Genomic DNA, 24976 nt, shown 5'->3' on the forward strand with positions numbered 1-24976 from the left:
AGGAGTAGGATGAAGGTGTTTTTTTCACCTTTTTTCATCGTTCATTTAGAAACACAATCCTTCCGTTTGCCCAGTAAAATAAGGCGGTTTAAGAATCATTTAGGTTTGTTTTAAAACAATTTCACAGCTTCCTCATGTACCTTTGGGAAAAGCGGCTTTTAACAGAACGCTCTATCACTGCGGAATTCCCCTCTACAAATGTTCTGCAGGGAACAGATTTTTTTTGATCTGAAGTCCAAACGCAATCAAACAGAATAGTCAATGAGTAGAACACCTTCTTCAAAAATAGCTCTTGTAACCGGCGGCAGCAGTGGCATAGGCAAAGCCATAGCAGACAAATTAACTGCCGAAGGGGTGCAAGTGATCGTGGCAGACATTGCTGCCGCCAATACCGAAGAAGAAGGGAAAGTCTACAGAAAATGTGATGTCAGTAAATCAGAAGACATCGACCAGCTTTATCGATTTGTCACGAAGAATTACGGGCAGCCTGACATTCTGGTGCTAAATGCCGGACAGGGAATCAGGGAAAAACTTACCGAGGGAGACCCTGAAAAATGGCAAAAGATCATTCACACCAATTTGATGGGGCCCTTGCGTTGCATCAGGGCATTTACGCCGGCAATGTTGGAAAACAAGGAAGGTAAGGTGGTGTTCATCTCCTCTGTTTCTGCCAATCAACCCCATCCCTACGGTGGGATCTATTCGGCCACCAAAACCGCTCTTGAGGTAATTGCCGAAACCTTAAGACAAGAATCACTCCCCCACCTCAATGTTACCGTTATAAGCCCCGGAATTGTGGATACGGAATTCTTCAAAAATGAGATCTCCGGTGACATGAACATTGAAAACATGGGAATGGGCGCCATTTCTCCTGCAGAGATCGCAGAAGATGTATGGTATGCCCTGAACAGAAAAAAAGGAACGAGCATTAACAAGATCATAACCAGACCAATATTACAGAATTTCTAATCAACTAAAACGATATACATGTCAAAACAAGTCTTAATAACCGGAGGCGCAGGATTCATCGGCTCACATTTGGCCGATGAACTTATCAACAAAGGATATAAAGTTCGGGCGCTCGACAATCTTTCTGAGCAAGTTCACGGAAAGAATGCCAGCAGGCCCGAATACCTTAATCCTGAAGTTGAACTGCAGATAGGAGATGTACGGGACCGGGCGGCCGTTGAAAAGGCGCTGGAAGGTGTGGACGCTGTTTTTCACCTGGCAGCAATGGTAGGAGTCGGCCAAAGCATGTACCAAATAAAAGATTATACAGATGTAAATAATGTAGGAACCGCCGTGCTAATGGAAGCTTTGATGGATAAACCGGTAGACAAACTGGTCACCGCTTCCAGCATGAGCATTTACGGCGAAGGCCTTTATAAAGACTCTGCCGATAACGACAGAATGGAGTGCGAGCGAAAACTTTCTGACCTCAAAAAAGGAAAATGGGAAATGTACGAGGAGAATGGAGATATACTTTCTCCTGTTCCCACGCCAGAAACCAAGCAACCTAATCTGTCATCGGTTTACGCTTTGTCAAAATATGACCAGGAAAGACTCAGCCTTATCACCGGGAAGGCCTATAATTTTCCTGCAACCGCTTTGAGATTTTTTAATGTTTATGGAACCAGGCAGGCACTCTCCAATCCCTACACGGGAGTGCTCGCCATTTTTGCTTCCCGCCTGCTCAACAACAATTCGCCTATGATCTTTGAAGACGGAAAGCAGAAAAGGGATTTCATCCATGTCAACGATGTGGCCCGTGCCTGCCGTCTTGCCATGGAAAAGCCTGAAGCTGACGGTGAGGTTTTCAACATTGGAAGCGGAAACCAGTACACCATTCAATTCATTGCCGATAAGCTGGCAGAGGTAATGGGAAAAGAAGGCATCAAGGCAGAGATCACCGGGAAATATCGTGTGGGAGACATTAGACACTGTTTTGCCGACACCACAAAAACAAAGAAGGTATTGGGCTTTGAACCACAAGTGAAATTTGAAGAGGGGCTGTATGAACTGGCAGAGTGGCTTAAAACTCAGATAGCCACTGATAATGTAAGCAAGGCAAGCAATGAACTTTCTTCAAGAGGACTAACCGTATAAACCAAAAGCTATGGAAATTTCAGAAAAAAAGAATTCGTCAACTCCTGTCCTTGGGATCCTGGAGTGGTTCAGACCAGGCGAATATGAGGAGGTGAAAAATGCCATTGCTGACCTGAAGCGATTAGGAATAACTCATTTACGTACCGGCATTTCGTGGGCAGACTGGTACGTAGAAGGAACAGAAGAATGGTATGACTGGCTTTTCAAAGAGCTGGAACCCCATGTCGAGATCCTGCCGTGTTTTCTTTACACCCCGCCTTCTATAGGCGAAATGCAAAAAACCTCAGCCCCACCAAAAGACTTGAAAGCATATGCCGACTTTATTGATGTGATGATCAATAAATACGGAAATTACTTTGAATGGGTAGAACTATGGAATGAACCCAACAACAAAATAGAATACGATTTCACCCTTGACTATTCATGGAACAAGTTTGCTAAAATGATAAGTATGGCAGCAAACTGGGCCAAAGAAAGAGGCAAAAAAACGCTTCTGGGAGGTATGAGTCCCATTGATCCTAACTGGCTTCAAATGATGGTGGAGCAGGGTGTGCTCGAGAAGATAGATGCCGTGGGAATCCATGGCTTCCCACATGTTTTTGACCAGCAATGGAAAGGCTGGGATGTGAATATCAAGGCGGTAAGGGAAGTGCTTGAAAAGGGTGGATATGACAAAGAGATCTGGATCTCTGAAGCCGGATTTTCCACCTGGCAGAACGATGAGGTAAAACAATACCAGGAGTTCAAAAATGTACTCAACGCAGATGCGGACAGGATCTACTGGTATTCCTTAAAAGACCTGGATCCAAAGAACGCCACCGTGGGTGGATTCCATCTGGATGAAAGAGAATATTTCTTCGGATTAAAAAAGACAGACGGGACTAAAAAATTGCTTTATAAACTCCTCGAAAAAGACGGAGTTGAAAATATTCAGAAACAGGATTATATCTCAAAGCAGTACCAAATTAAGGAAGATGAGCAGTACAGCCTTATAACTGGCGGTGCCGGTTTTATAGGAACAAATCTCGCTTCCCGCCTCCTTTCCGAAGGAAAAAAGGTGATGGTCTATGACAGCCTTTTCAGAGATGGGGTTGAAGAGAACCTGCAATGGCTCAAACAGCAGTATGAAGATAAACTGATCATCCAGATTGCGGGAATCAATGAAACAAGGATCCTACAGAATTGCGTAGAGCATGCCTCTGAAGTGTTCCATTTATGTGCGCAGGTTGCGGTGACCTCTTCGGTGACCAATCCTATTCATGATTTCCATGTGAACCTGCAGGGTACATTTAATCTTTTAGAAGCTATTCGAAACTCGAAACATCAGCCCCCGCTCATCTTCACTTCTACAAATAAGGTGTACGGAAACCTGAAAGATGTGGAAATGATAGAGAACGAAACCCGCTTCTACCCTGCCGATGAAAAAATGAAAAAATACGGAATAAACGAAAAGATCCCGCTTGACTTCCATAGTCCGTACGGGTGTTCAAAAGGGGCTGCAGACCAGTATATTCTGGACTATTCCAGGACTTACGGATTGAAAACGGTGGTCTTCAGAATGAGCTGTATCTACGGACCTCACCAATTTGGAACAGAAGATCAGGGTTGGGTGGCACACTTTCTTATTAGCGCCCTTCAGGATGATCCCATCACCATCTACGGAAACGGAAAACAAGTCAGGGACATTCTCTATGTAGATGATCTTATCGACGCCTTCCTACTGGCTAAAAAGAACATGAATTCCTTGGCCGGAGAAGTCTTCAATATTGGCGGCGGACCGGAAAACACGGTTAGCCTTTTAGAAATACTGAACCTCATTAAGGAAAAAGCAGATAAGAAAATGGATGTAAGTTTTGAGGACTGGCGTACCGGAGATCAATTCTATTATGTCTCCAATACTGATAAGTTCAAAGAAGCTACCGGCTGGAAGCCGAAGTATAAAGTAGGGCAGGGTGTCGAAAACCTGGTCCACTGGCTTTGCGAAAATCGCAATATCGAACTTCCTGCAACTTTAAAATCTAAAAAAGCGATCGCTATATGAGAGCATCCAAAAGTGTACAGGAAATGCCACCTGTTTCAGAAAAAAGAACTGAATTAACGGCTGCTGTTTTAAAAGAGCCACAAAATGTCATTTTAGACAACCTGCAATTACCTCAACCTAAACAGGGAGAGGTGCGCATTAAGCTGGAAGGCTCCGGCGTTTGCGCTTCGAATATCCCGGTGTGGGAAGGCAGGGACTGGTTCGATTACCCTATCACTGCTGGAGAACCGGGCCACGAAGGCTGGGGAATTGTGGATGCCGTAGGGGAAGGTGTTGAAAACCTGACAAAAGGTGACCGTGTTACCGCCCTCACTTACAATGCCTACGCCACCCATGATATAGCCAAAGAAGAAAGCGTGGTAAAGCTGCCCGATTCTTTAGATGGAAAACCATTCCCCGGAGAACCTTTGGGCTGCGCCATGAATATCTTCAACAGGAGCGATATTCAACAAGGGCAAAAAGTAGCCATAGTAGGCAGCGGCTTCTTAGGTACCCTGCTAATCCAACTGGCAAAGTCTGCAGGGGCTGAGGTAATAGCCATTTCGCGCCGGGAATTTTCCCTGGAAACCGCAAAGAAAGCCGGTGCAGATCATCTTATTCAGATGAATGACCATTACGAGATCATTGAAAAAGTAAAAGAACTAACCAACCAAAACTTTTGCGAAAGAGTGATCGAATGTACCGGCAAGGAATGGCCCCTAAACCTGTCCATAGAACTTACCGGCGAAAGAGGAAAACTCATCGTTGCCGGATTTCACCAGGACGGGATGAGGAATGTGAACGTGCAAATGCTCAACTGGCGAGGAATCGATATGATCAGCGCACATGAAAGAGATCCGCAGAAATACATAGCCGGAATTGAAGCCGCCATTAAGGCTGTAGAAGCCGAAAAAATGGATCCTTTCCCGCTATTCACCCATCACTTTGCTCTGGAAGAAATGGAAGAGGCTTATAAACATCTAACCGAACGCCCTGACGGATTTATTAAAGCGCTTATAATTAATCAACCAAAATGATCACAACTCAACCAACCAAAAAGATATTAAACCTTGGTTTTCTTGGAGTCGGCTGGATAGGCCGCAACCGCATGGAAGCCATTCTCAACCATACTCCTGCCACAGCCGCAGCCATTACCGAACCTCATGAAGAAAATGCAAAGGAAGCTCTGAAAAGTGCCGAAAATGCTACCTTAAAAGAGTCTCCTGAAGAAATGTACCAAGATGAGAATCTAGACGGGATCGTGATTGCCACGCCCAGCGCCATGCACGCCGAGCAAAGCATTGAGGCGCTGAGATCTGGCAAAGCCGTATTTTGCCAGAAACCTTTAGGAAGAACAGCCCTGGAAGTAAAACAGGTGGTGGAAGCGTCAAGAAACGCAGATAAACTTTTGGCGGTAGATCTCTCCTACCGCTACACGAAAGCCTTCAAAGCAGTATATGACCTCATTAAAAATGGTGAGATAGGAGATATCTACGCTATAGACCTGGTTTTTCACAACGCCTATGGGCCTGACAAAGAATGGTTCTACGACATTAAAAGATCAGGCGGGGGCTGCGTCATGGATCTGGGGATCCACCTGGTGGACATGGCCCTTTGGACGCTGGATTTTCCGGAAATAAACGAGGTAAAAAGTCACCTTTTTCACAAAGGACAAAAATTGGATTCCTTTGATGAACATGTGGAAGATTTTGCCAGTGTCACTATGACCTCAGAAAAAGACCAGGTGATCAACCTGGAATGTTCCTGGCATGTTTCCGCAGGAAAGGATGCCGTCATTGAAGCCAAATTCTACGGCAGCAAAGGCGGGGCCGCGTTTAAAAATATCAATGGCTCGTTCTATGATTTTACAGCCGAAAAGTACTATGGCACTCAAACTGAAACCCTGGTGACTCCACCCGATGAATGGAGCGGCCGGGCCGGAGTTGTCTGGGCCGAAAAAATGCTCACCCAAAATCGTTTTGATGAAACATCTGCCGAAGAATTCATCAGGACTGCTCAACTAATCGATCGAATATATGGAAGGTAAAGGAATGAAAATATTAATGACCACCGATACGGTGGGCGGAGTTTGGGTATATTCCCTGGAATTGTGCAAAGCTCTCGAGAAGTTCGGAATAGAGGTGCATCTGGCAGCTATGGGCTCCTGGCCCTCCCCGGCACAACAGGTTGCCGCCGAAAAAATGCCGAACGTCGTCTTTTACAAAAGCGATTACCGGCTGGAGTGGATGGAAGATCCCTGGGAGGATGTAGAGCAATCAAGGAAATGGCTAAACAGCATCTATCATACCGTACAGCCTGACATTGTTCACCTCAACAACTACGCGCATGTAGACAGCACCTGGACCTCACCGGTCGTTACCGTTTTCCATTCCTGTGTACAAACCTGGTGGCAGGCTGTTAAAGGCAAAGCGGCACCTAAGGATTGGGACAGGTATACCCAAAAAGTAAAAGAATCGCTCGAAGCTTCAGATGTGGTAGTGGGACCGACCAATTCCATACTCGAAAAAGCGAAAGAGGTACATGGTTTTTCTTCAGAAACAAGGGTCATCCACAATGGGAGACGCAAGTATGCTTCGGAAGAAAAACCTCGTGAAAAGTTCATTTTGTGCATGGGCAGAATGTGGGACGAAGCCAAGAACCTGCCTCTGCTTTCCAAAATAGCGGGAAAACTTCCGTGGCCGGTTTATGTGGCCGGAGAAAGAGTGAATCCCAATACCGGCAAGGAATGTACCGCCGAAAATGTCAATTTCCTCGGAAAATTATCTCCCGAAGAAGTGCAGCAGTGGATGCAACGGGCCAGCGTTTTTGTAAGCCCTACCCGCTATGAACCATTTGGCCTGGCGATACTGGAAGCGGCAAATAACGGCTGCGCCCTGGTGCTAAGTGAACTCGACACGCTGAAAGAACTATGGCAGGAAGCCGCTCTCTTCTTCGATCCTGAAGATGAAGCCGATGCTGAAAAAATGGCCCTGCTCCTGCTTGATAATCCGCTGTTCCTGAAAGAACTTTCTGTAAGAGCCAAAGAAAGGGCAGCAAATTTTTCCGCAGAAAAAATGGGGGCAGCATACCATCAGTTATACCGCGAGATCGCCAAAAAAGAACATAAAGTAGTAAGTGCATGAAAATAGTGATGTTTTACCATTCCCTATATTCTGATTGGAATCATGGGAATGCGCATTTTTTAAGAGGCATTGTCAAGGAACTTCAAAAGAGAGGTCATGACGTGGAAGTCTATGAACCCGAAGGCGGCTGGAGCATGAAAAACCTGCTGAAGGATCATGGCGCCGAAAAGCTGGATGAGTTTCGGCAGTATTATCCTTCTTTAAACCCTCAATTCTACAATCCGGAGAAAAAGCTGAACTACGGGAATATTTTGGGTGGGGCAGACCTGGTCATCGTACATGAATGGAACGAACCGGAGCTTATTTCAGAAATAGGGAAACAAAAGGAGAAATACGGGTTCAAACTCCTCTTCCACGACACGCATCACAGGGCGGTTTCCGACGAAAAGAGCATGTCCAAATATGACTTTTCACATTTTGACGGCGCCCTCGTCTTTGGTGATGTGATCAAAAACATCTACCTGGAAAAGAAATGGGTGGACAAGGTATGGACCTGGCATGAAGCTGCCGATGCCGACTTCTTCAGCCCAAACCGCGATGAAGAAAAAGAAGGCGACCTGGTATGGATAGGGAACTGGGGCGACAATGAACGCACCGAAGAACTGATGGAATTCCTCGTGGAACCTGTGAAAGAACTCGGAATAAAAGCTAAAGTTTACGGAGTCCGGTATCCCGAAAAAGCTAAAAAAGCCCTGGAGGAAGCCGGGATCGAGTACGGCGGTTACCTTCCGAATTATAAAGTGCCTGAAGTCTTTGCAAAATATAAAGTGACCATACATGTGCCGCGACGGCCATATGTTCAAATGTTGCCGGGTATCCCTACTATCCGGCCTTTTGAAGCCCTTTCCTGCGGAATACCCCTCATCTGTTCCCCCTGGAACGATGCCGAACATTTGTTCACGCCGGGAGAAGACTATCTCATAGCCAAAGACGGGAATGACATGGGCTATAAGATCGCCGAGGTGCTGAAGAGTCCGCACCTGGCAAAAAGCCTTTCCGATAACGGAAGAAAGACCATTCTTGAAAGGCATACCTGCGCCCATCGCGTAGACGGTTTGGAAATGATCTTACAGGAACTGGGCATACCCGATGAAAAAATTTTTCCAATTCACAACAAAAGTTTGGAAGCATGAAAAAGAATCTTGAAATTGCCTTTTTCGGGTCCAGCATAGTTTCGGCTTACTGGAACGGGGCGGCAACTTATTACCGCGGCATCGTCAAGGCGCTGCACAAAATGGGGCATAATGTTACCTTTTACGAACCCGATATTTACGAACGTCAAAAGCACCGTGACATAGAAGATCCGGACTGGTGCAAAGTAGTGGTCTATCCTGATGATAAAGTCACGCTGCAGGGATTGCTGCGGCAGGCTTCAGAAGCAGATGTCATCATCAAGGCAAGCGGCGTGGGGGCTTTTGATGAATTTTTGGAAGATGCCGTGGTGCAGCTGAAAAAAGAAGATAACCTGATCATTTTTTGGGATGTTGACGCGCCAGCAACTCTTGACCGTATCGAGTCTGACCCTTCAGATCCTTTCAATAAATTAATTCCAAAGTACGATTTTGTGCTCACCTACGGCGGCGGCCAACCCGTGATCGATGCTTACGAGCGCAATGGAGCGAAGAGATGCATTCCTATTTACAACGCGTTGGATACTGACACCCATTTTCCCGTAGATCCTGATGAGAAGTTTAATGGCAGCCTGGCCTTTTTAGGAAATCGTTTACCTGACAGGGAAGCGCGGGTGGAAGAATTTTTTATCAAACCTGCCCGTAAACTGTCGGGCGAACGCTTTATTCTTGGAGGCAGCGGCTGGGGCGACAAAGCCATGCCCTTCAACATAAAATATGTGGGGCACGTATATACAAAAGATCACAATGCCTTTAACTGCACTCCAAAAGCAGTGCTGAACATCAGCCGCGATAGCATGGCGAAGTACGGCTTTTCCCCAGCTACCCGCGTCTTCGAAGCTGCCGGTGCCGGAGCGTGTATTATTACCGATTACTGGAAAGGAATAGAAACTTTTTTTGAGCCCGGAAAAGAGATCCTTGTAGCCAATGATGGCGATGAAGTGGAAAAGATCCTTTCAGAACTTTCTCCGGAAAAAGCCAAAGAAATCGGGCAGGCTGCTTATAAAAAAGTGCTTGAGAAACACACTTATGAGCACCGGGCAGAGCTATTGGAATCTGTCATTTCTGAAAAACTGCAAACCGAAGCCGAACTAAAATCCTGAAGCATGAAATTTGTAATCATAGGACTTTCCATCACTTCTTCCTGGGGCAACGGCCATGCCACGACCTATCGTGCTTTGCTGAAAGAGCTAAAAGCTCTTGGCCATGATATCCTGTTCCTCGAAAAAGATGTGCCCTGGTATTCGGGAAATCGCGATATGCCAAATCCCGAATTTTGCCGGCTGGGCCTCTATAAAACCAACGAAGAACTCTATTCAGATTATAAGCAGGAAGTCGCTGAAGCCGATGTGGTCATAGTGGGTTCTTACACGCAGCAAGGTGTGGAAGTCGGCAACTGGGCAATTAAAACAGCCACAGGAGTAACCGCCTTTTACGACATTGATACGCCGGTGACACTTGCCAAACTCGAGCGGCAGGATTATGAATACCTAAACCCGGAGATCATCAGCAAGTATGACCTGTATTTGTCATTTTCGGGAGGACCAATTTTGAATCATCTCGAGAATCACTACGGTTCTCCTATGGCCAGAGCGCTTTACTGTTCGGTTGATCCCGATCTTTATTATCCCGAAGAAAAGGAAAAGAAATGGCAAATGGGATACCTGGGCACTTACAGCACAGACCGGCAGCCCACCGTGCAGGAACTGTTGAACAAACCTGCCGCGGAATTTCCCGATAAAAAATTCGTTGTCGCCGGTCCTCAATATCCTGAAGATTTTCCCTGGTCTAAAAATGTGGAAAGAATAGAGCATTTGCCCCCGGCAAAACACAGGGAGTTCTATAATTCCCAAAACTTTACCTTGAATGTGACCCGGGAAGACATGATCAAAGCCGGCTATTCGCCCAGCGTTCGGTTGTTTGAGGCCGCGGCTTGTGGTGTTCCCATAATTTCAGATAACTGGGACGGTATCGAAAGCATTTTTGAACCAAATAAAGAAATTCTCATTGCCAGGACTTCTTCGGAAGTCGCGGAATACTTCCGAAGCATTTCCGAAGAAGAAAGAAAAAATATTGGTGAACAGGCACGGCAAAAGGTTTTGCAGTCGCACACAGCCAAAGCCCGCGCCCTGGAACTGGTAAAATATGTCAGGGAAGTGAGACAGCCTTCCGAAAAAGTATAAAATCAAAAACTATGTCTACCGAAGCAGAAATTAAAGCCTTAGCGCCCTGGTTTCACAACATTCACCTGCCCGACGGCAACATCACCGCTCCCGATCATTTTTTGGGAGATTTCCCGGCCTTTAAATGGAATAACATCAAAAACTCCATTCCCGAAGACCTGAGCGGCTGGAAAGTGCTGGATATTGGCTGTAACGCCGGATTCTATTCCATAGAACTGGCGAAAAGAGGCGCCGATGTGCTGGGGATAGACCTTGACGAACATTATTTGAAACAGGCAAAGTGGACGGCACAGCAATTTGGTCTGGATGACAAAGTGCGGTTCAAACAAATGCAGGTTTATGACCTGGCCCATAGCGAAGAACAGTTTGACCTGGTCTGGTTCATGGGTGTTTTTTACCATTTGAGGTATCCAATGTTGGCTATGGACATACTCACTCAAAAAGTGAAAAAAATGATGGTTTTCCAGACGCTAAGTCTACCTGGCAAGGAAGAAATGGACATTCCCGAAGATGTGGAATTTCATCGCCGGGAGATCATGAAGCAGGATGCTTGGCCAAAAATGGCATTTATCGAAGATAAACTGGCGGGAGATCCTACCAACTGGTGGGCGCCTAATCACCAGGGCATCATCTCTATGTTGAGAAGCTGTGGTTTCAAAGTTTCTGCCATGCCCGAGGATGAAACTTATGTCGCTGAAAAAGATCCCGCCCTGCAATCAAGTCTCGACACCTGGAACTATTCCGAATACCTTTCGGCGGTTGGGAAAGACTGGAAAGAAGAGGTGCAGAAAAAGACAAAAAAGTAGCTCTCCGGAATTTCAACAGGGCGTTTCAGAAATTAATTCACATTTGGGAAAATTCCCTCAAAGCTTTCTTATTTTTGAAGGAACCAACAAAGAACCGCTATGCTCTGCATCAAACACCACTCTACAGATCCTTACTTTAACATCGCCACAGATGAGTATATTTTTAAGCATATGGAAGAGGATTGTTTTATGCTTTGGCGAAACGACAACGCGATCATAGTGGGAAAACACCAGAACACTCTGGCCGAGATCAATCACGAATATGTTAAGGAACGAGGCATCAAGGTAGTAAGAAGACTTTCAGGCGGGGGCGCGGTCTACCACGATCTTGGAAACCTCAACTTTTCCTTTACCCGCACCGGAGACAGCTATGAAATGATCGATTTTCAGCGGTACACAAAACCCATAATTGAAGTACTGAAAGAATTAGGAGTGAATGCGAAATTTGAAGGCCGCAACGATCTTACCATCGAAGGCAAAAAATTTTCGGGCAATGCCGAGCATGTATTTAAGAATAAAGTATTGCATCATGGAACTTTGCTGTTCTCTTCAGAAATGAAAGACATCAGCGGAGCGTTGAAGATCAATCCGCTAAAATATAAGGATCGCGGAGTGAAATCGGTGCCAAACAGGGTGACCAACATCAGTGATCATTTGAAGGAAAAGATAAGCCTGGACCAGTTCACCGATAAGATCATGGACTACATCACCGGGCATTTTGAGGACGCGAGAATGTATGAGTTCACCGAGGAAGATCTGAAAAAGATCCAGGAGATAAGGGATGAAAAATACAGCACCTGGGAATGGAACTTTGGTTACTCCCCCGACTATAACTTTAAACAGGGTGCCCGCACTCCGGGTGGGACCATAGAAATGAACATGAACGTTTCCCACGGCATCATACGCGCCGTGAAGATCACAGGCGATTTCTTCCATATAAGGGACATCAAGCCCATAGAACAGGCGCTGGAAAACACCAAGCACGAAGAAGAGGCCATTCGTGTAAAACTGGAACCTTTCAACCTCAAGGAGTATTTCGACAAGATCTCTGAAGACGACCTCATCTCCATCATGTTTTGATCCCATCAATTATGCAGATGAAAAGGAAGTTCATTATATTGACGAATCAATAAACACTACATGGGATTACTCATTCTATACGCGGTATTAGCGATCTTTTTCTCCTTTCTGTGTTCTGTATTGGAAGCTGCTTTTTTGAGCATCACCCCTTCCTACCTCAGGATGAAGTCAAGAGAGGGTAAAGGTTACGCAAAAACTTTAGTGCACTATAAACAGGATGTGGATAAGCCGCTTATCGCCATTCTAACTATTAACACGGTCGCCCATACTGTGGGCGCGATCCTGGTGGGAGTACAGGCCGAAAAGGTTTTTGGCGACGGCGGAAATATGGTGGGTATCGTTTCGGCGCTTATGACACTTGCCATTCTAGTGCTTTCGGAGATCATTCCGAAGACGATCGGCGCCACTTACTGGAAATCTCTGGGGAACTTTACGGCAAAAACTTTGGATATTTTTGTTTTCCCGCTGAAGTATACCGGAATCTTATGGCTGATGATGCTTACCACCAAACTCATTGGCAAATCGGCCCACGTAAGCACCATGAGCCGGGAAGAATTTATGGCTATGACCGATGTGGCCGAAGAAGAGGGCATTTTCGAGGGCAAAGAGACCACGGTGATCAAGAACATGCTCATTTTTGAGAAGGTACAGGCTAAAGACATTCTGACCCCTTTTTCTGTTGCAGTCACCGAAGATGAGAACACCCCAATAGAAGAATTTTACAGAGCTCATAAGAACCTAAGATTCTCAAGGATCCCCGTATACAGCAAGAAATCGAATAATATCACAGGGTTTATTTTAAAGGACAATGTGCTGGAAGAGATGCTGGAGGAAAAAGGAAGCGAGCCTTTATCTATTATCAAAAGGGATATACATATAGTTCCTGAGGATATTCCCATTCCCGAACTCTTTGACCGGTTCATAAAAGAGCGGACCCACCTTTCCATTGTGGTAGATGAATACGGAAATACGGTGGGGCTGGTGACTATGGAGGATATTATTGAAACCCTCCTGGGGCTTGAGATCATGGACGAAAGCGACAACATTGCCGACATGCAGGTACTCGCCCGCAGGAACTGGGAACGACGTGCTCGCCGCTTGGGTATCCTGAAGCAAAAAGATGAGGAAGATGAATAAAGCCTTTTTGAAAACCCCGCTGGGAACGGCGATTTTAGAAGGTGATGAAAAAGGGGTCTCGAGTATTCTAATTTCTGAAGACCCTCCACAAACAACTCGCAATATTCCTTCACCACTTCAGGAAGCTGTAAAGCAACTACAGGAATATTTTGACGGAGAGCGAACCCATTTTGATCTAAAGCTCAATCCTGATGGCACCGATTTTCAAAAGCAGATATGGCAGGAGCTGCAGGAGATCCCTTTCGGAAAAACCACTTCATACCTCGAGCTTTCCAAAAAGTACGGAGACCCGAAAGCCATAAGGGCAGTCGCGGCCGCGAACGGCAAGAATCCGTTGTGGATAGTTGTGCCCTGTCACAGGGTAATTGGCAGCGACGGCTCACTAACCGGCTATGCGGGCGGGGTGTGGCGAAAGAAATGGCTGCTGGAACATGAGCAGCCCGAAAAACAACAAAGTCTCCAATTTTGACCCTGATGAAAGTATTAAAAAAAACACTTTTTTGGCTCCTCATTATTCTGCCGGTAATTGTTCTGCTCCTATACATCTTTGATTATGGTTATATTTTTAGGGGATTGAAGGTTACTTACCTTACCGGCCATACTACTGCCTACATAGATGATCATCCCCAATTCAGCAACAGAACTATAGAAGCAGGAAAACCTCAGCCCTGGCCTTTGCATAAAGATTATAATTCAGTTAAGGCCACTCCAGGGCTACAGGAGATCAACGAAGATCTTAATACCATAGCTTTTTTGATCATTAAGAACGACAGCATCTGGTATGAGGATTATGCCGGAGAATTTGGAGAAGACTCCCGCACCAACTCGTTTTCAATGGCCAAAAGCATTACCGCTGCCCTCCTGGGAAAAGCCATTTTTGAAGGTAAAATAGAAAGTTTAGAGCAACCCGTAGCCGATTTCTTTCCGCAGTTCGATCGCCGGTTAACAGTGGGAGATTTGGCATCCATGGCCTCAGGGCTTAACTGGAATGAAAGCTATTACAATCCTTTCTCCATGACCGCGAAAGCCTATTTTGGAGATGACCTGAGGGAGCTCATCCTGGACCTGGAAGTGACCGAAAAGCCGGGGCAGGAATTTGAATATCTCAGCGGAAACACCCAGCTGCTGGGCATGGTAATTGAAAAAGCAACCGGAAAAACCCTTGCCGAATACCTGAGCGACAGTTTCTGGAAACCGCTTGGAATGAGAAATGATGCGCTGTGGCAGCTGGATAGCGAAGAAAGCGGTATGGAAAAGGCCTATTGCTGCATCGCTTCAAATGCGCGGAATTTCGCCCGCTTCGGAAAACTGTATAAAGACTTCGGAAGGTGGCAGGAAAAGCAGCTTTTAGATTCAGCTTTTGTCGCCAAAAGCATCAGGCCCAGATTTGAGAAGTCTCCGCATTACGGGTATGGCTTTTGGCTGGAAGAATACAAGGGTAAAAAGATCTTCTATATGAGAGGTATATTGGGGCAGTATGTGATCGTGGTGCCTGAAGATGACCTCATCATTACCCGCCTGGGAAAGGAAAAAATGTCAAAACCTGAAGGAGAAGAGCATTCCAAAGATTTTTATATCTATCTTGAAGAGGTATATAAAATGCTCAACCAGCCTTTATGATCAAAAAGATCTCCTTAAAGAACCTGCTGTTCCTCGACATAGAAACGGTACCCGAAAACGCTTCTTATGAAGACCTTTCCGAAGAGAAAAAGAAACTCTGGGAACTCAAGACCCAGTACCAGCGAAAGGAAGAATTCACGGCCGAAGAATTCTATGACCGGGCCGGGATCTGGGCAGAATTCGGGAAGATCATTTGCATCTCTGTAGGATATTTTGCTTTTCAGGGGGAACTAAGAACCTTCAGGATCACCACTTTTCACGGAGAGGAAAAGCAGCTGCTTCAGCAGTTCAAAAACTTGCTGGAAGATCACTTTAGCAGACCTCAGCATCTGCTTTGCGCCCATAACGGGAAGGAATTCGATTTCCCGTACATCGCCAGGAGAATGCTCATCCACAATATGGAGCTTCCGGTAAAGCTAGATCTCTTCGGAAAAAAACCCTGGGAAGTGCCGCATCTGGATACCCTGGAGCTGTGGAAATTTGGCGACTATAAACATTATACCTCCTTAAAGCTGCTGTGCAATGTGCTGAACATTCCTTCGCCTAAAGATGATATCGACGGCAGCGAGGTTCGAGATGTCTACTATTCAGACCAAAACATTGACCGCATAATTACCTACTGCGAAAAAGATGTGCTGGCTATCGCCCAGGTGGTCCTCAAGCTGAGACAGGAAGAACTTTTGTCTGAAGAGGAGGTACTTTCGGTTTAGCAATTCCCTTAATGAAATGTTATCATACATTCCTGCCTCTCAAACTTTTACTATATTTAAAGTAAAGGTGCCAAAAGTCCCTTTTTTGGCCTCTTCTAACCGCTTTAATAACCAAAAAACAACCGATTATGTATCTGTACGTAGAACAATGGAATGTCACTCAAAAATGGATGGAACTTTCAAAAGAAGAAAGACGGGCCTACATGAACAAAGTAGGAGAAGCCATCAATGATCTACAAAAAGCGGGCATTGAAAATCTGGGATGGGCAATGAACGACGAGCATACCCCGTACCGAAGTGATTATCGTTATATGGCACTTTGGAAGCTTCCGTCCCTTGAAGATGTAGAAAAATTTGAAAAAGGTATTGAAGAAGCGAAGTGGCATAAATATTTCTCACAGGTGAATTCCCGCGGAAAGATCATTCCTTTGAATGAAGCCATTGATTTCCTCGTTAATCTCGAGAAGCATTCAACTTCTATAACAGAGTAGCACACTGTGAACGAAACGGTTCCGTTTTCAGGCATATACTAGAATACTTGAGAACGGAACCGTTTGGTTTTTCCACTATTTAAAGCTGCATCTCAGGGATCTCCCCTTCCACGATCAGCGTGCCTTCGGTGGCATTTTTAATGTCTTCCACACTTACTCCCGGCGCTCTTTCCAAAAGCTTGAAACCTTTGTCGGTTACCTCGAGAACTGCCAGGTTGGTCACGATCCTGGTCACACATCCCACTCCGGTTAAAGGCAGCGTACATCTTTTAAGAAGCTTTGATTCGCCTGCACGATTGGTGTGCATCATTGCCACGATGATATTTTCGGCGCTGGCCACAAGATCCATCGCGCCGCCCATTCCTTTTACCATCTTCCCAGGAATCTTCCAGTTGGCGATATCACCGTTCTCTGCGACCTCCATGGCTCCCAGAATAGTAAGATCTACATGTTGCCCACGGATCATTCCAAAGCTCATGGCAGAGTCAAAAAAACTGGCTCCCGGTAAAGCGGTAATGGTCTGTTTCCCTGCGTTGATAAGATCGGCGTCTTCTTCTCCTTCAATTGGAAAAGGCCCCATTCCCAGAATCCCATTCTCGCTCTGGAATTCTACCTGTATATCATCACGTACAAAATTGGCCACCAAAGTTGGTATCCCTATTCCAAGGTTGACGTAGTAGCCATCCTTAACTTCCTTAGCAATTCTTCTTGCGATTCCTTCTTTATCTAACATTTCTATAATTTGAAGATTAGTGGATTTGAAAAATTGAAGATTATTTTTTCTTACTCGACGAAATGATCCTTGATATAATCCTGATTATTGAGTTTAGCTCTGTAGGCAATTCAGGTTTAGGATCCGGGTAATGAGGTGAGGCCTTGCACAGCTTCAACCAGTAATTCGTTTCATCTGATTCTTTAGCTGCTATTTTAAACTTATGAATAAAATCCGCATTACTTTCCGCATTTTGCGCCTCCCATACATTTGCTCCTATCGAAGTTCCACTTCTAAAGAGCTGAGAAGCCATTTCATACTTATGAAGAGATCTCAATTTTTCAGAATAATCAATAGCATCAAGTGCAAAATTGAAGGTTTTGTTTACAATCAAATTTTCTTTGTCATCTCTCATAAGTTGCAGTTTTAGAATTCATTTTCAAATCATCTCATTCTCAAATTTTCAAATCAATTATTTTTTTCGAACTGTTCTTTGTTCAATTCTTTTTTCATAGTCCTTCCCCTGGAAGATGCGCTGCACGAAGATCCCGGGAATGTGGATCTGGTTAGGGTCTAGTTCACCCGGTTTGACCAGCTCTTCCACCTCGGCAACCGTAATTTTGGCGGCGCCACACATTAACGGATTGAAGTTACGTGCTGTTCCTTTAAAAATGAGGTTTCCGGCCTCATCTCCTTTCCAGGCTTTGACGAATGCGAAATCGGCCTTATAAGCCTCCTCAAGCACATACATTTTTCCGTTGAACTCCCTGGTTTCTTTGCCCTGGGCCACTTCAGTACCGTAGCCTGCAGGAGTATAAACAGCCGGAAAGCCTTGTTGAGCAGCCTGACATTTGGCAGCAAGGGTTCCCTGCGGAGTTAATTCCACTTCCAGTTCCCCGCTAAGCATCTGGCGTTCGAATTCGGCATTTTCTCCCACGTAGGAGGAGATCATCTTATCGATCTGTTTCTTTTGAAGCAGCAGTCCCAGGCCGAAATCATCCACCCCGGCATTGTTTGAGATACAGGTAAGGTTCTTTACATTAAGTCGTACCAGCTCGGCTATGGAGTTTTCCGGGATACCACATAACCCGAAGCCCCCGAGCATAAAGGTCATCCCGTCATGAACGCCTTCCAGGGCTTTGGAAACGTCCTCTACAGTTTTCTTGATCATTGTTGGTTATTTTATTCCGAAAAATACAAAAATAATGGCCGTGTCCCAACGGAACCACGGCCACAATTGTGATTTTCGCAATAAATTCAGTCTTATCTAGAAATCCAGTTCATCGGGAAGGGAATCTCCTTCTTCTACCTGGTTCTTTCCGTAGTTCTCACAGTTGGTTTCTATGCTCAGGTTCTCCGGTTTCGGGAATTCTCCTTTTGAAACCTCCAGCTCCTTATCTGCATAGACCTTTTTCATGTACATCCCCCAAATTGGAAGGGCCATGGTAGCTCCCTGACCGTAAGTCAAGGTTGGGAAATGCACCGAGCGGTCTTCTGCTCCTACCCACACCCCGGTAACCAGGTTTGGAACCATTCCCATGAACCATCCGTCACTCTGATTTTGCGTGGTTCCAGTCTTTCCTGCAATGGGATTGTCAAAGTCGTACGGATAGCCCGTAACGGCTCTTTTATAATGTTCTGCCCCTGTAGCCCAGGTGCCTCGAAGCCTTCTACCAGACCCGTACTGGGTTACCCCTTCGAGCAGGTTCACCGTTACATAAGCAGCTTCCTTACTAAGAACATCCTTGGTCTCAGGCATGTGCTGGTATAAGATAGTTCCATTCTTATCTTCAATGCGGTTTACGATCACCGGTTTTACGTATACTCCTTCATTCGCAAAGGCGCTGTAAGCCGATACCATTTCAAAAACACTCAGGTCGGCCGTACCTAATGCAATTGAAGGAACTTCAGGAATATTTTCAGCATCGATCTCCAGTTTTTCAAGAAGGTCGATAACAGGTTTTGGCCCAATGCGGTCGATCAAACGCGCGGTTACCGTATTCACCGATTGTGCCAGGGCAGCTTTAAGGCTGATCATCCCAGCATATTCCCCATCACTGTTACGTGGCGTCCAGTCATTCTGGTTGCCGTGCTTGCCCGCTTCAATGGTATGCAGACTTTGAGGCAGAGTATCACACGGTGACAGGTGTAACTGATCAATGGCAGTGGCATAAACGAAAGGTTTAAAGGTAGAACCAACCTGCCTCTTTGCCTGTTTTACATGGTCGTATTTGAAGTGTTTAAAGTTCACACCTCCTACCCAGGCTTTTACCTCTCCCGTTTGTGGGGTCATGGACATCATCCCTGCCTGTAGATGTGACTTATAGTGAATGATTGAATCCCGAGGGGTCATGATTGTATCTTTGATCCCGTCCCAGGTAAAGATCCTCATGTCTGTCTTTTCACCAAAGGATTTCACGATCTCTTCATTAGATTTCCCCTGGGCTTTAAGCACCCGCCATCTTTCACTGCGGCGCATGGCATCCTGTATAATATCATTTCTTTCTTCAGCAGTAACATCTCTGAAAGGAGCTGTTTTATTGCTCTTGTTCTGCCTGTCGAATTCCTTCTGAAGGTGCGCGATATGATCTTTTACCGCTTCTTCGGCATACTCCTGCATTCTCGAGTCGATGCTGGTGTAGATCTTTAGTCCGTCACGGTAGATATTGTACTCGCTGCCATCGGGCTTCGGGTTCTTTTCGATCCAATCTTTCATAAAGCCCTGCAGGTAGACCCTGAAGTAGGTAGCAACCCCTTCGTCATGTCCCTGCGGAGTGAAGGTAACCTTTAAAGGCAATTGTTGCAGAGAATCCTCCTCTTCCTCAGTTATATATCCATTGACCTCCATTTGGCTTATAACCACATTCCTTCTCTCAAGAGCATTTTCCTTGAACCTTTCCTTTACCGGATTGTATAATATCGGATTTTTAAGCATGGCCACCAGCACCGCGGCTTCCTCCACATTGAGGTCTTTTGGCTCCTTATCAAAATAGATCTTTGCAGCCGATCTCACCCCAACCGCCTGGTACAAAAAGTCGTACTTGTTCAGGTACATGGTAATGATCTCTTCCTTGGTGTACTGACGCTCTAACCTGGTAGCGATGACCCATTCCTTTGCTTTTTGGATGACACGTGCGAAAGGATTTCGGGATGCATTTTCTGTAAAAAGAAGTTTCGCAAGCTGCTGGGTAATGGTACTGGCCCCTCCCCTTTTCCCGAGGAAGACTGCAGCTCTCACCGTTCCGCGAGCATCGATACCCGAATGCTCAAAATACCGCTCATCCTCGGTCGCAATAAGAGCTTCCACAAGATGTGGAGGCAGATCTTCAAATTTTATCGGTGTACGGTTTTCATTATAGTATTTCCCAAGGGTTTCCCCGTCTGAAGAAAAGATCTCTGTAGCCAGGTTGGTCTCGGGATTCTCAAGTTCTTCAAAGGTTGGCATGGTTCCGAATACACCCCAGCCGGCCAGTAAAAATAAAAGTACAGTAAGCGATAATCCTATTGCAAAAAGAGACCAGAACCAGGATTTATACTTGCTGTATTTCCTTCTTTTTTCGGCCTCCTGCTTTTTTGCTTTCGCAGTTTTTTTAGTGTTGCCCATGGGCTGTAAATTAATTTGTGCTATTCTCTATTCTAAAACCAACCTCGGTCACGCCCTCCAGGCTTTCAATGCCGCTCACGCTATCCCTTTTTCTCATCGCCTGCTGAATGTTCACGGTATATTCCCCTGCTTCGGAAAACTGAAAATTCTCTTTGTACCACAGTTTGCTTTCCTTCACCTCACCAAAGCCTGTGCCAAGCCACTCTCCAGACGGTTTTGCCATCTCATACTGAAGGGTGTCACTGATCACCCTGCCGTAGGGAAAATTGATCTCGGTGATGAGGTAAAGATTGCTGTAACGGTAATCTGAATTGTTCCGAAGATTAATGAAAAGATTGTAATTCTTCAGGGTATCTGGCGCCTGCACCTTGAAACTCACCACCGAATCTTTATGCCACTCATCTGGAAGGCTTTTGTACTCATCATATACCCTGTTCTTATCGCAGGATATCAAAAGGAGTAAATTCACCAAAATGAAGAGAGGGGCTTTAACTCTACCCATTTCTTTGGGGTTTTCTTTTCTTTCTTTTGTTCTTTCTCTTTTTCTTTCCACCTCCGCCTTTCTTATCAAAGCGGGTAAGGCTGTCCTGTCCTACCGCATTGGTAAAGTCGGTTTTTGATTCTTGTTGCAGGTCTACGGCATACTCCTCGAGGCTGTTCACCGATTCCTTTTTGGAGTTCTTCTTAATGATGTCGTTAGCCTGTTCTGCCGTAAGCGTGTGCCAGTTGCTCCAGTCGCCCTCATAAGCGTACCATAAAAGTCCTTTAAAAATATCGATTTTCTGACACACTGCGGTTCCTTTTTTAGTGTGCAGTTTGATATCAGACTTCGGAAAATCCTTTAAAGCATCAAGATAGGTATCCAGTTCATAATTCAGGCAGCATTTTAGCTTTCCGCACTGACCTGCCAACTTCTGAGGGTTCAGCGAGAGTTGCTGATATCTTGCCGCTGAAGTGTTCACAGACCTGAAATCGGTCAGCCAGGTAGAACAGCAAAGCTCTCTTCCGCAGGAACCAATACCTCCCAAACGGGAAGCTTCCTGCCTGAAGCCCACCTGTCTCATCTCGATCCTGGTGTTGAACTCGCGCGCGAATTCCTTGATCAATTGCCTGAAATCCACCCTTTCTTCCGCAGTATAATAAAAAGTGGCTTTTGAAGCATCTCCCTGAAATTCAATATCACTTATCTTCATTTGCAGGTTGAGCCTAATGGCGATCTCACGAGCACGCACTTTCATGCTTTCCTCCCTCTCACGGGCTTCCTGCCAAATATCGATATCCCGCTGTGAAGCTTTTCTATATACCTTCAGGATCTCCTTGCTGTCAGGGCGAACCTTCTTCTTCTTCATCTGTACCCGCACCAGTTCTCCTGTTAGGGCTACCACCCCCACGTCATGGCCCGGGTTTGCTTCAGTAGCAACCACATCTCCCATGCTGAGGCTTAAATTCTCTGTATTTATATAAAAATGTTTCCTTCCGTTCTTAAAACGGACCTCCACCAAATTGTACGGCTCAACTCCTTGCGGAAGCGACATATTTGCCAGCCAGTCAAAAGCCGACAATTTGTTGCATCCGTCTGTTCCGCAGGTGCCGTTATTTTTACATCCTTTTGGCTGACCGTCCTTGCCGGTAGCACAACTACTACATCCCATAATCTATATGTTGAAATCCTGGAAGCCTGGAATACAGGCTCCCGGATTTTATATTATTAAAAAATCTGCTGAGGTAAATATACCATTATTTATGGAACGCACTGTTGAGAAACTAATTGTCAACGTTTGTAAGTAAGTACCTCAGAACGTCCTTTTTTGAAGATCTGGTTGCTGTTGCCCTTTCCTTTGCGAAGCGCCTTTTGTTCCTCGTAAGGTAATGCGGCTATTTCCTGACATTTATCTGAACAGCAATTGTTCATTTTTTCGGCGCATTCCTCACACTGAATAAAGAGCAGGTGACAGGCCTCGTTGGCACAGTTTACATGAGTGTCACAAGGTTTTCCGCACTGGTGGCAGTTGGAGATAACGTCCTCGCTTATGCGTTCCCCCCTGCGGTGGTCAAAAACAAAGTTCTTTCCTAAGAATTTATTCTCCAGCTTCAGATTCTCTACCTGCCGGGTGTATTCAATGATCCCGCCTTCCAGCTGAAACACATTCTTGAAGCCTTTATGTTTGTAATAAGCACTGGCTTTCTCACAGCGAATTCCCCCGGTACAATACATCACCAGGTTCTTGTCTTCTTTATGCTCTTTAAGGTCCTCTTCAATAATGGGCAAGGAATCCCTGAAGGTATCCACATCTGGCGTGATGGCGCCTTTAAAGTGACCTATTTCACTTTCGTAATGGTTCCGCATATCCACCAGCACCGTATTCGGGTCATCCAGAAGTTCATTGAACTTTTGAGCATCTACGTGCACTCCTTTATTTCTTACATCAAAGGTGTCGTCGTTAAGACCATCGGCGACGATCTTGTCTCTTACTTTCACTTTAAGTTTCAGGAAAGACTTAAGGTCATGCTCAATAGCGATGTTAAGACGAACATCCTTCAGGAAATAGATCCCGTCAAGAAAATTTTTAAAGGTTTCAAAGTTGGCGGCGGGAACAGAAAGCTGCGCATTGATGCCTTCGTGAGCTACATAAATGCGGCCGAGAACTTCCATTTCATCCCAGGCTAAAAAGAGATGGTTCCTGAAAAGTTCCGGATTTCCGATCTTGGCATATTGGTAGAAAGAGAGCGTGAGCCGGTCTTCCCCGGCTTCTTCTAAAAGGGCTGCTCTTTCTTTAGCGCTTAATTTATTGTACAGTTGCATGCTATACTAATTTATAAGGTTAAAGAAATTTGGCGCAAAGATAAGGCTTTAAATGAAAAAATGCCCCGATGGTCATCGAGGCATTTTTTTTCGAACGGCTAATTCGTTATTTAATATTTTTTAATTCTTCAACTAAAAATTAAATAACGTTAGCCACCGTCCACCCGGCAGCTGCAGTTCAGATTCACTACTGATGCACTACCGGAAATACTTAAAATAATATTTCTTTTTAAAAATTTCATGTAGTTAATGTGTTGCTTTACCCTTTAGATGCAGGAAAGCAAAAAAGGTTGCGTAGGAATGTTATGAGTATATGAAAACTTATCTTATTTTAGCACAACTATCATATAAACAGAAGCTGAAATAATGAGTAACGAGAAAGAAAAAGAAGCGAAATTAAAAGCCCTCAAACTCACTCTTGACAAGATGGACAAGACCTATGGCAAGGGAACGGTGATGAAGATGAGCGACCAGAGCGTGATGGACATCGATGCCATCTCCAGCGGGTCTTTAGGTTTGGATCTTGCCCTTGGGGTGGGCGGATATCCGCGAGGAAGGGTTATTGAAATATACGGTCCCGAATCTTCGGGTAAAACAACCCTTACCCTTCATGCCATTGCTGAAGCTCAAAAAGCCGGTGGTATCGCCGCTTTTATTGATGCTGAACATGCTTTTGATCGCTTTTATGCTGAAAAACTCGGGATCGATCTCGAAAACCTGATCATTTCCCAACCAGATAACGGAGAACAGGCCCTGGAGATCGCAGATAACCTGATACGTTCAGGAGCCATTGATATCATTGTAGTGGATTCTGTTGCGGCTTTGACCCCAAAGAGCGAGATCGAAGGGGAAATGGGAGATTCTAAAATGGGACTACATGCCCGTCTTATGTCTCAGGCACTTCGGAAATTAACCTCTTCCATCAGCAAAACCCACTGTACCATGATCTTCATCAACCAATTGAGAGAGAAGATCGGGGTGATGTTCGGGAATCCTGAGACCACTACAGGTGGTAATGCGCTTAAGTTCTATGCTTCCATTCGTCTGGACATCAGGAGATCTACGCAGATCAAAGACAGTAACAGCGAAGTACAGGGGAACAAGACCCGAGTGAAAGTTGTGAAGAATAAAGTAGCGCCGCCATTTAAAACCGCCGAATTCGACATCATGTATGGAGAAGGGGTTTCAAAGATCGGGGAGATCATCGATATTGGTGTTGATTATGAGATCATCAAGAAAAGCGGATCGTGGTTCAGCTATGAAGATACCAAACTGGGTCAGGGTCGTGACGCGGTAAAGACACTTCTAAAAGATAATCCGGATCTCATGGAAGAGCTGGAAACCAAAATAAAAGACGCGATAAAAGTCGCAAAAGCTTAACATAAAAATCCCGGAAATTTCCGGGATTTTTTCATTTTTAGCGCAACCATT

Annotated in this window: 24 protein-coding genes; 17 read left to right on the plus strand and 7 right to left on the minus strand. The window is 45.3% G+C overall.

Annotated features, from left to right (window positions below):
- Window positions 1-261: 261 nt before the first annotated feature.
- The 16 genes from BLS64_RS01810 (at window position 262) to BLS64_RS01885 (ending at window position 16426) form a co-directional block, all read left to right on the plus strand.
- The gene (locus tag BLS64_RS01810; RefSeq protein WP_093111132.1) at window positions 262-969 is read left to right on the plus strand and encodes an SDR family oxidoreductase; all 708 of its coding nucleotides are present in this window, start codon (window positions 262-264) and stop codon (window positions 967-969) included.
- Between the two features lie 18 nt (window positions 970-987).
- A complete protein-coding gene (locus tag BLS64_RS01815; RefSeq protein WP_093111134.1) occupies window positions 988-2106 on the plus strand; it encodes an SDR family NAD(P)-dependent oxidoreductase in 1119 nt (372 codons plus the stop codon).
- 10 nt (window positions 2107-2116) lie between these two features.
- Window positions 2117-4147 (plus strand): GDP-mannose 4,6-dehydratase, encoded by a 2031-nt coding sequence (locus BLS64_RS01820; RefSeq protein WP_093111136.1) that lies wholly within the window; start codon window positions 2117-2119, stop codon window positions 4145-4147.
- Window positions 4144-5163, plus strand: a complete 1020-nt coding sequence (locus tag BLS64_RS01825; protein ID WP_218124592.1) for an MDR/zinc-dependent alcohol dehydrogenase-like family protein — start codon at window positions 4144-4146, stop codon at window positions 5161-5163. Before BLS64_RS01820 ends, BLS64_RS01825 begins: the two co-directional genes overlap by 4 nt.
- Window positions 5160-6173 (plus strand): Gfo/Idh/MocA family protein, encoded by a 1014-nt coding sequence (locus BLS64_RS01830; protein ID WP_093111138.1) that lies wholly within the window; start codon window positions 5160-5162, stop codon window positions 6171-6173. Before BLS64_RS01825 ends, BLS64_RS01830 begins: the two co-directional genes overlap by 4 nt.
- Before the next feature lie 16 nt (window positions 6174-6189).
- Complete coding sequence (locus tag BLS64_RS01835) at window positions 6190-7269, plus strand: glycosyltransferase family 4 protein (RefSeq protein ID WP_176763405.1); 1080 nt, start codon at window positions 6190-6192, stop codon at window positions 7267-7269.
- Window positions 7266-8402: a CgeB family protein gene (locus BLS64_RS01840; RefSeq protein ID WP_093111142.1), complete on the plus strand. Its 1137-nt coding sequence runs from the start codon at window positions 7266-7268 to the stop codon at window positions 8400-8402. Before BLS64_RS01835 ends, BLS64_RS01840 begins: the two co-directional genes overlap by 4 nt.
- On the plus strand, window positions 8399-9502 hold the full coding sequence (locus tag BLS64_RS01845) for a CgeB family protein (protein WP_093111144.1): 1104 nt from the start codon (window positions 8399-8401) through the stop codon (window positions 9500-9502). The genes BLS64_RS01840 and BLS64_RS01845 overlap by 4 nt, the downstream gene beginning before the upstream one ends.
- Before the next feature lie 3 nt (window positions 9503-9505).
- On the plus strand, window positions 9506-10582 hold the full coding sequence (locus tag BLS64_RS01850) for a CgeB family protein (RefSeq protein WP_093111146.1): 1077 nt from the start codon (window positions 9506-9508) through the stop codon (window positions 10580-10582).
- Window positions 10583-10593: 11 nt separating this feature from the next.
- Window positions 10594-11388 (plus strand): TIGR04290 family methyltransferase, encoded by a 795-nt coding sequence (locus BLS64_RS01855; protein WP_093111148.1) that lies wholly within the window; start codon window positions 10594-10596, stop codon window positions 11386-11388.
- A 99-nt stretch (window positions 11389-11487) separates the two neighbouring features.
- Window positions 11488-12468, plus strand: a complete 981-nt coding sequence (locus BLS64_RS01860; protein WP_093111150.1) for a lipoate--protein ligase — start codon at window positions 11488-11490, stop codon at window positions 12466-12468.
- Window positions 12469-12528: 60 nt separating this feature from the next.
- The gene (locus tag BLS64_RS01865) at window positions 12529-13605 is read left to right on the plus strand and encodes a CNNM domain-containing protein (RefSeq protein ID WP_093111152.1); all 1077 of its coding nucleotides are present in this window, start codon (window positions 12529-12531) and stop codon (window positions 13603-13605) included.
- On the plus strand, window positions 13598-14074 hold the full coding sequence (locus tag BLS64_RS01870; protein ID WP_093111154.1) for a methylated-DNA--[protein]-cysteine S-methyltransferase: 477 nt from the start codon (window positions 13598-13600) through the stop codon (window positions 14072-14074). The genes BLS64_RS01865 and BLS64_RS01870 overlap by 8 nt, the downstream gene beginning before the upstream one ends.
- Window positions 14075-14079: 5 nt before the next feature.
- The gene (locus BLS64_RS01875; protein ID WP_093111156.1) at window positions 14080-15225 is read left to right on the plus strand and encodes a serine hydrolase domain-containing protein; all 1146 of its coding nucleotides are present in this window, start codon (window positions 14080-14082) and stop codon (window positions 15223-15225) included.
- Window positions 15222-15935: a 3'-5' exonuclease gene (locus BLS64_RS01880; protein ID WP_093111158.1), complete on the plus strand. Its 714-nt coding sequence runs from the start codon at window positions 15222-15224 to the stop codon at window positions 15933-15935. Before BLS64_RS01875 ends, BLS64_RS01880 begins: the two co-directional genes overlap by 4 nt.
- Before the next feature lie 128 nt (window positions 15936-16063).
- Entirely contained in the window at window positions 16064-16426 is a 363-nt protein-coding gene (locus BLS64_RS01885; protein ID WP_093111160.1) for a DUF6616 family protein, read from the plus strand.
- A gap of 79 nt (window positions 16427-16505) precedes the next feature.
- Here BLS64_RS01885 and BLS64_RS01890 read toward each other — a convergent pair whose 3' ends face one another.
- The 7 genes from BLS64_RS01890 to trhO form a co-directional block, all read right to left on the minus strand.
- Window positions 16506-17159 carry a CoA transferase subunit B gene (locus tag BLS64_RS01890; protein ID WP_093111162.1) on the minus strand — a complete coding sequence of 218 codons (654 nt, stop codon included), beginning with the start codon at window positions 17157-17159 and terminating at the stop codon, window positions 16506-16508.
- Window positions 17160-17199: 40 nt separating this feature from the next.
- On the minus strand, window positions 17200-17553 hold the full coding sequence (locus BLS64_RS01895) for a four helix bundle protein (RefSeq protein ID WP_093111164.1): 354 nt from the start codon (window positions 17551-17553) through the stop codon (window positions 17200-17202).
- Between the two features lie 57 nt (window positions 17554-17610).
- The gene (locus BLS64_RS01900; RefSeq protein ID WP_093111166.1) at window positions 17611-18309 is read right to left on the minus strand and encodes a CoA transferase subunit A; all 699 of its coding nucleotides are present in this window, start codon (window positions 18307-18309) and stop codon (window positions 17611-17613) included.
- 96 nt (window positions 18310-18405) lie between these two features.
- On the minus strand, window positions 18406-20742 hold the full coding sequence (locus tag BLS64_RS01905) for a penicillin-binding protein 1A (RefSeq protein WP_093111168.1): 2337 nt from the start codon (window positions 20740-20742) through the stop codon (window positions 18406-18408).
- A 10-nt stretch (window positions 20743-20752) separates the two neighbouring features.
- Window positions 20753-21244 carry a gliding motility lipoprotein GldH gene (locus BLS64_RS01910; RefSeq protein WP_093112255.1) on the minus strand — a complete coding sequence of 164 codons (492 nt, stop codon included), beginning with the start codon at window positions 21242-21244 and terminating at the stop codon, window positions 20753-20755.
- Window positions 21237-22394, minus strand: a complete 1158-nt coding sequence (locus BLS64_RS01915) for a PSP1 domain-containing protein (RefSeq protein ID WP_093111171.1) — start codon at window positions 22392-22394, stop codon at window positions 21237-21239. Before BLS64_RS01915 ends, BLS64_RS01910 begins: the two co-directional genes overlap by 8 nt.
- A 119-nt stretch (window positions 22395-22513) precedes the next feature.
- Window positions 22514-23545 (minus strand): oxygen-dependent tRNA uridine(34) hydroxylase TrhO, encoded by a 1032-nt coding sequence (trhO, locus tag BLS64_RS01920; RefSeq protein WP_093111173.1) that lies wholly within the window; start codon window positions 23543-23545, stop codon window positions 22514-22516.
- A 366-nt stretch (window positions 23546-23911) separates the two neighbouring features.
- Between trhO and recA the strand changes: the two genes are divergently transcribed.
- Window positions 23912-24925, plus strand: coding sequence for a recombinase RecA (gene recA / locus BLS64_RS01925; RefSeq protein ID WP_093111175.1), 1014 nt, complete (start codon window positions 23912-23914; stop codon window positions 24923-24925).
- The last annotated feature ends 51 nt before the right edge of the window (window positions 24926-24976 follow it).

This window comes from Salinimicrobium catena (assembly GCF_900102915.1).
Lineage (GTDB): Bacteria > Bacteroidota > Bacteroidia > Flavobacteriales > Flavobacteriaceae > Salinimicrobium > Salinimicrobium catena.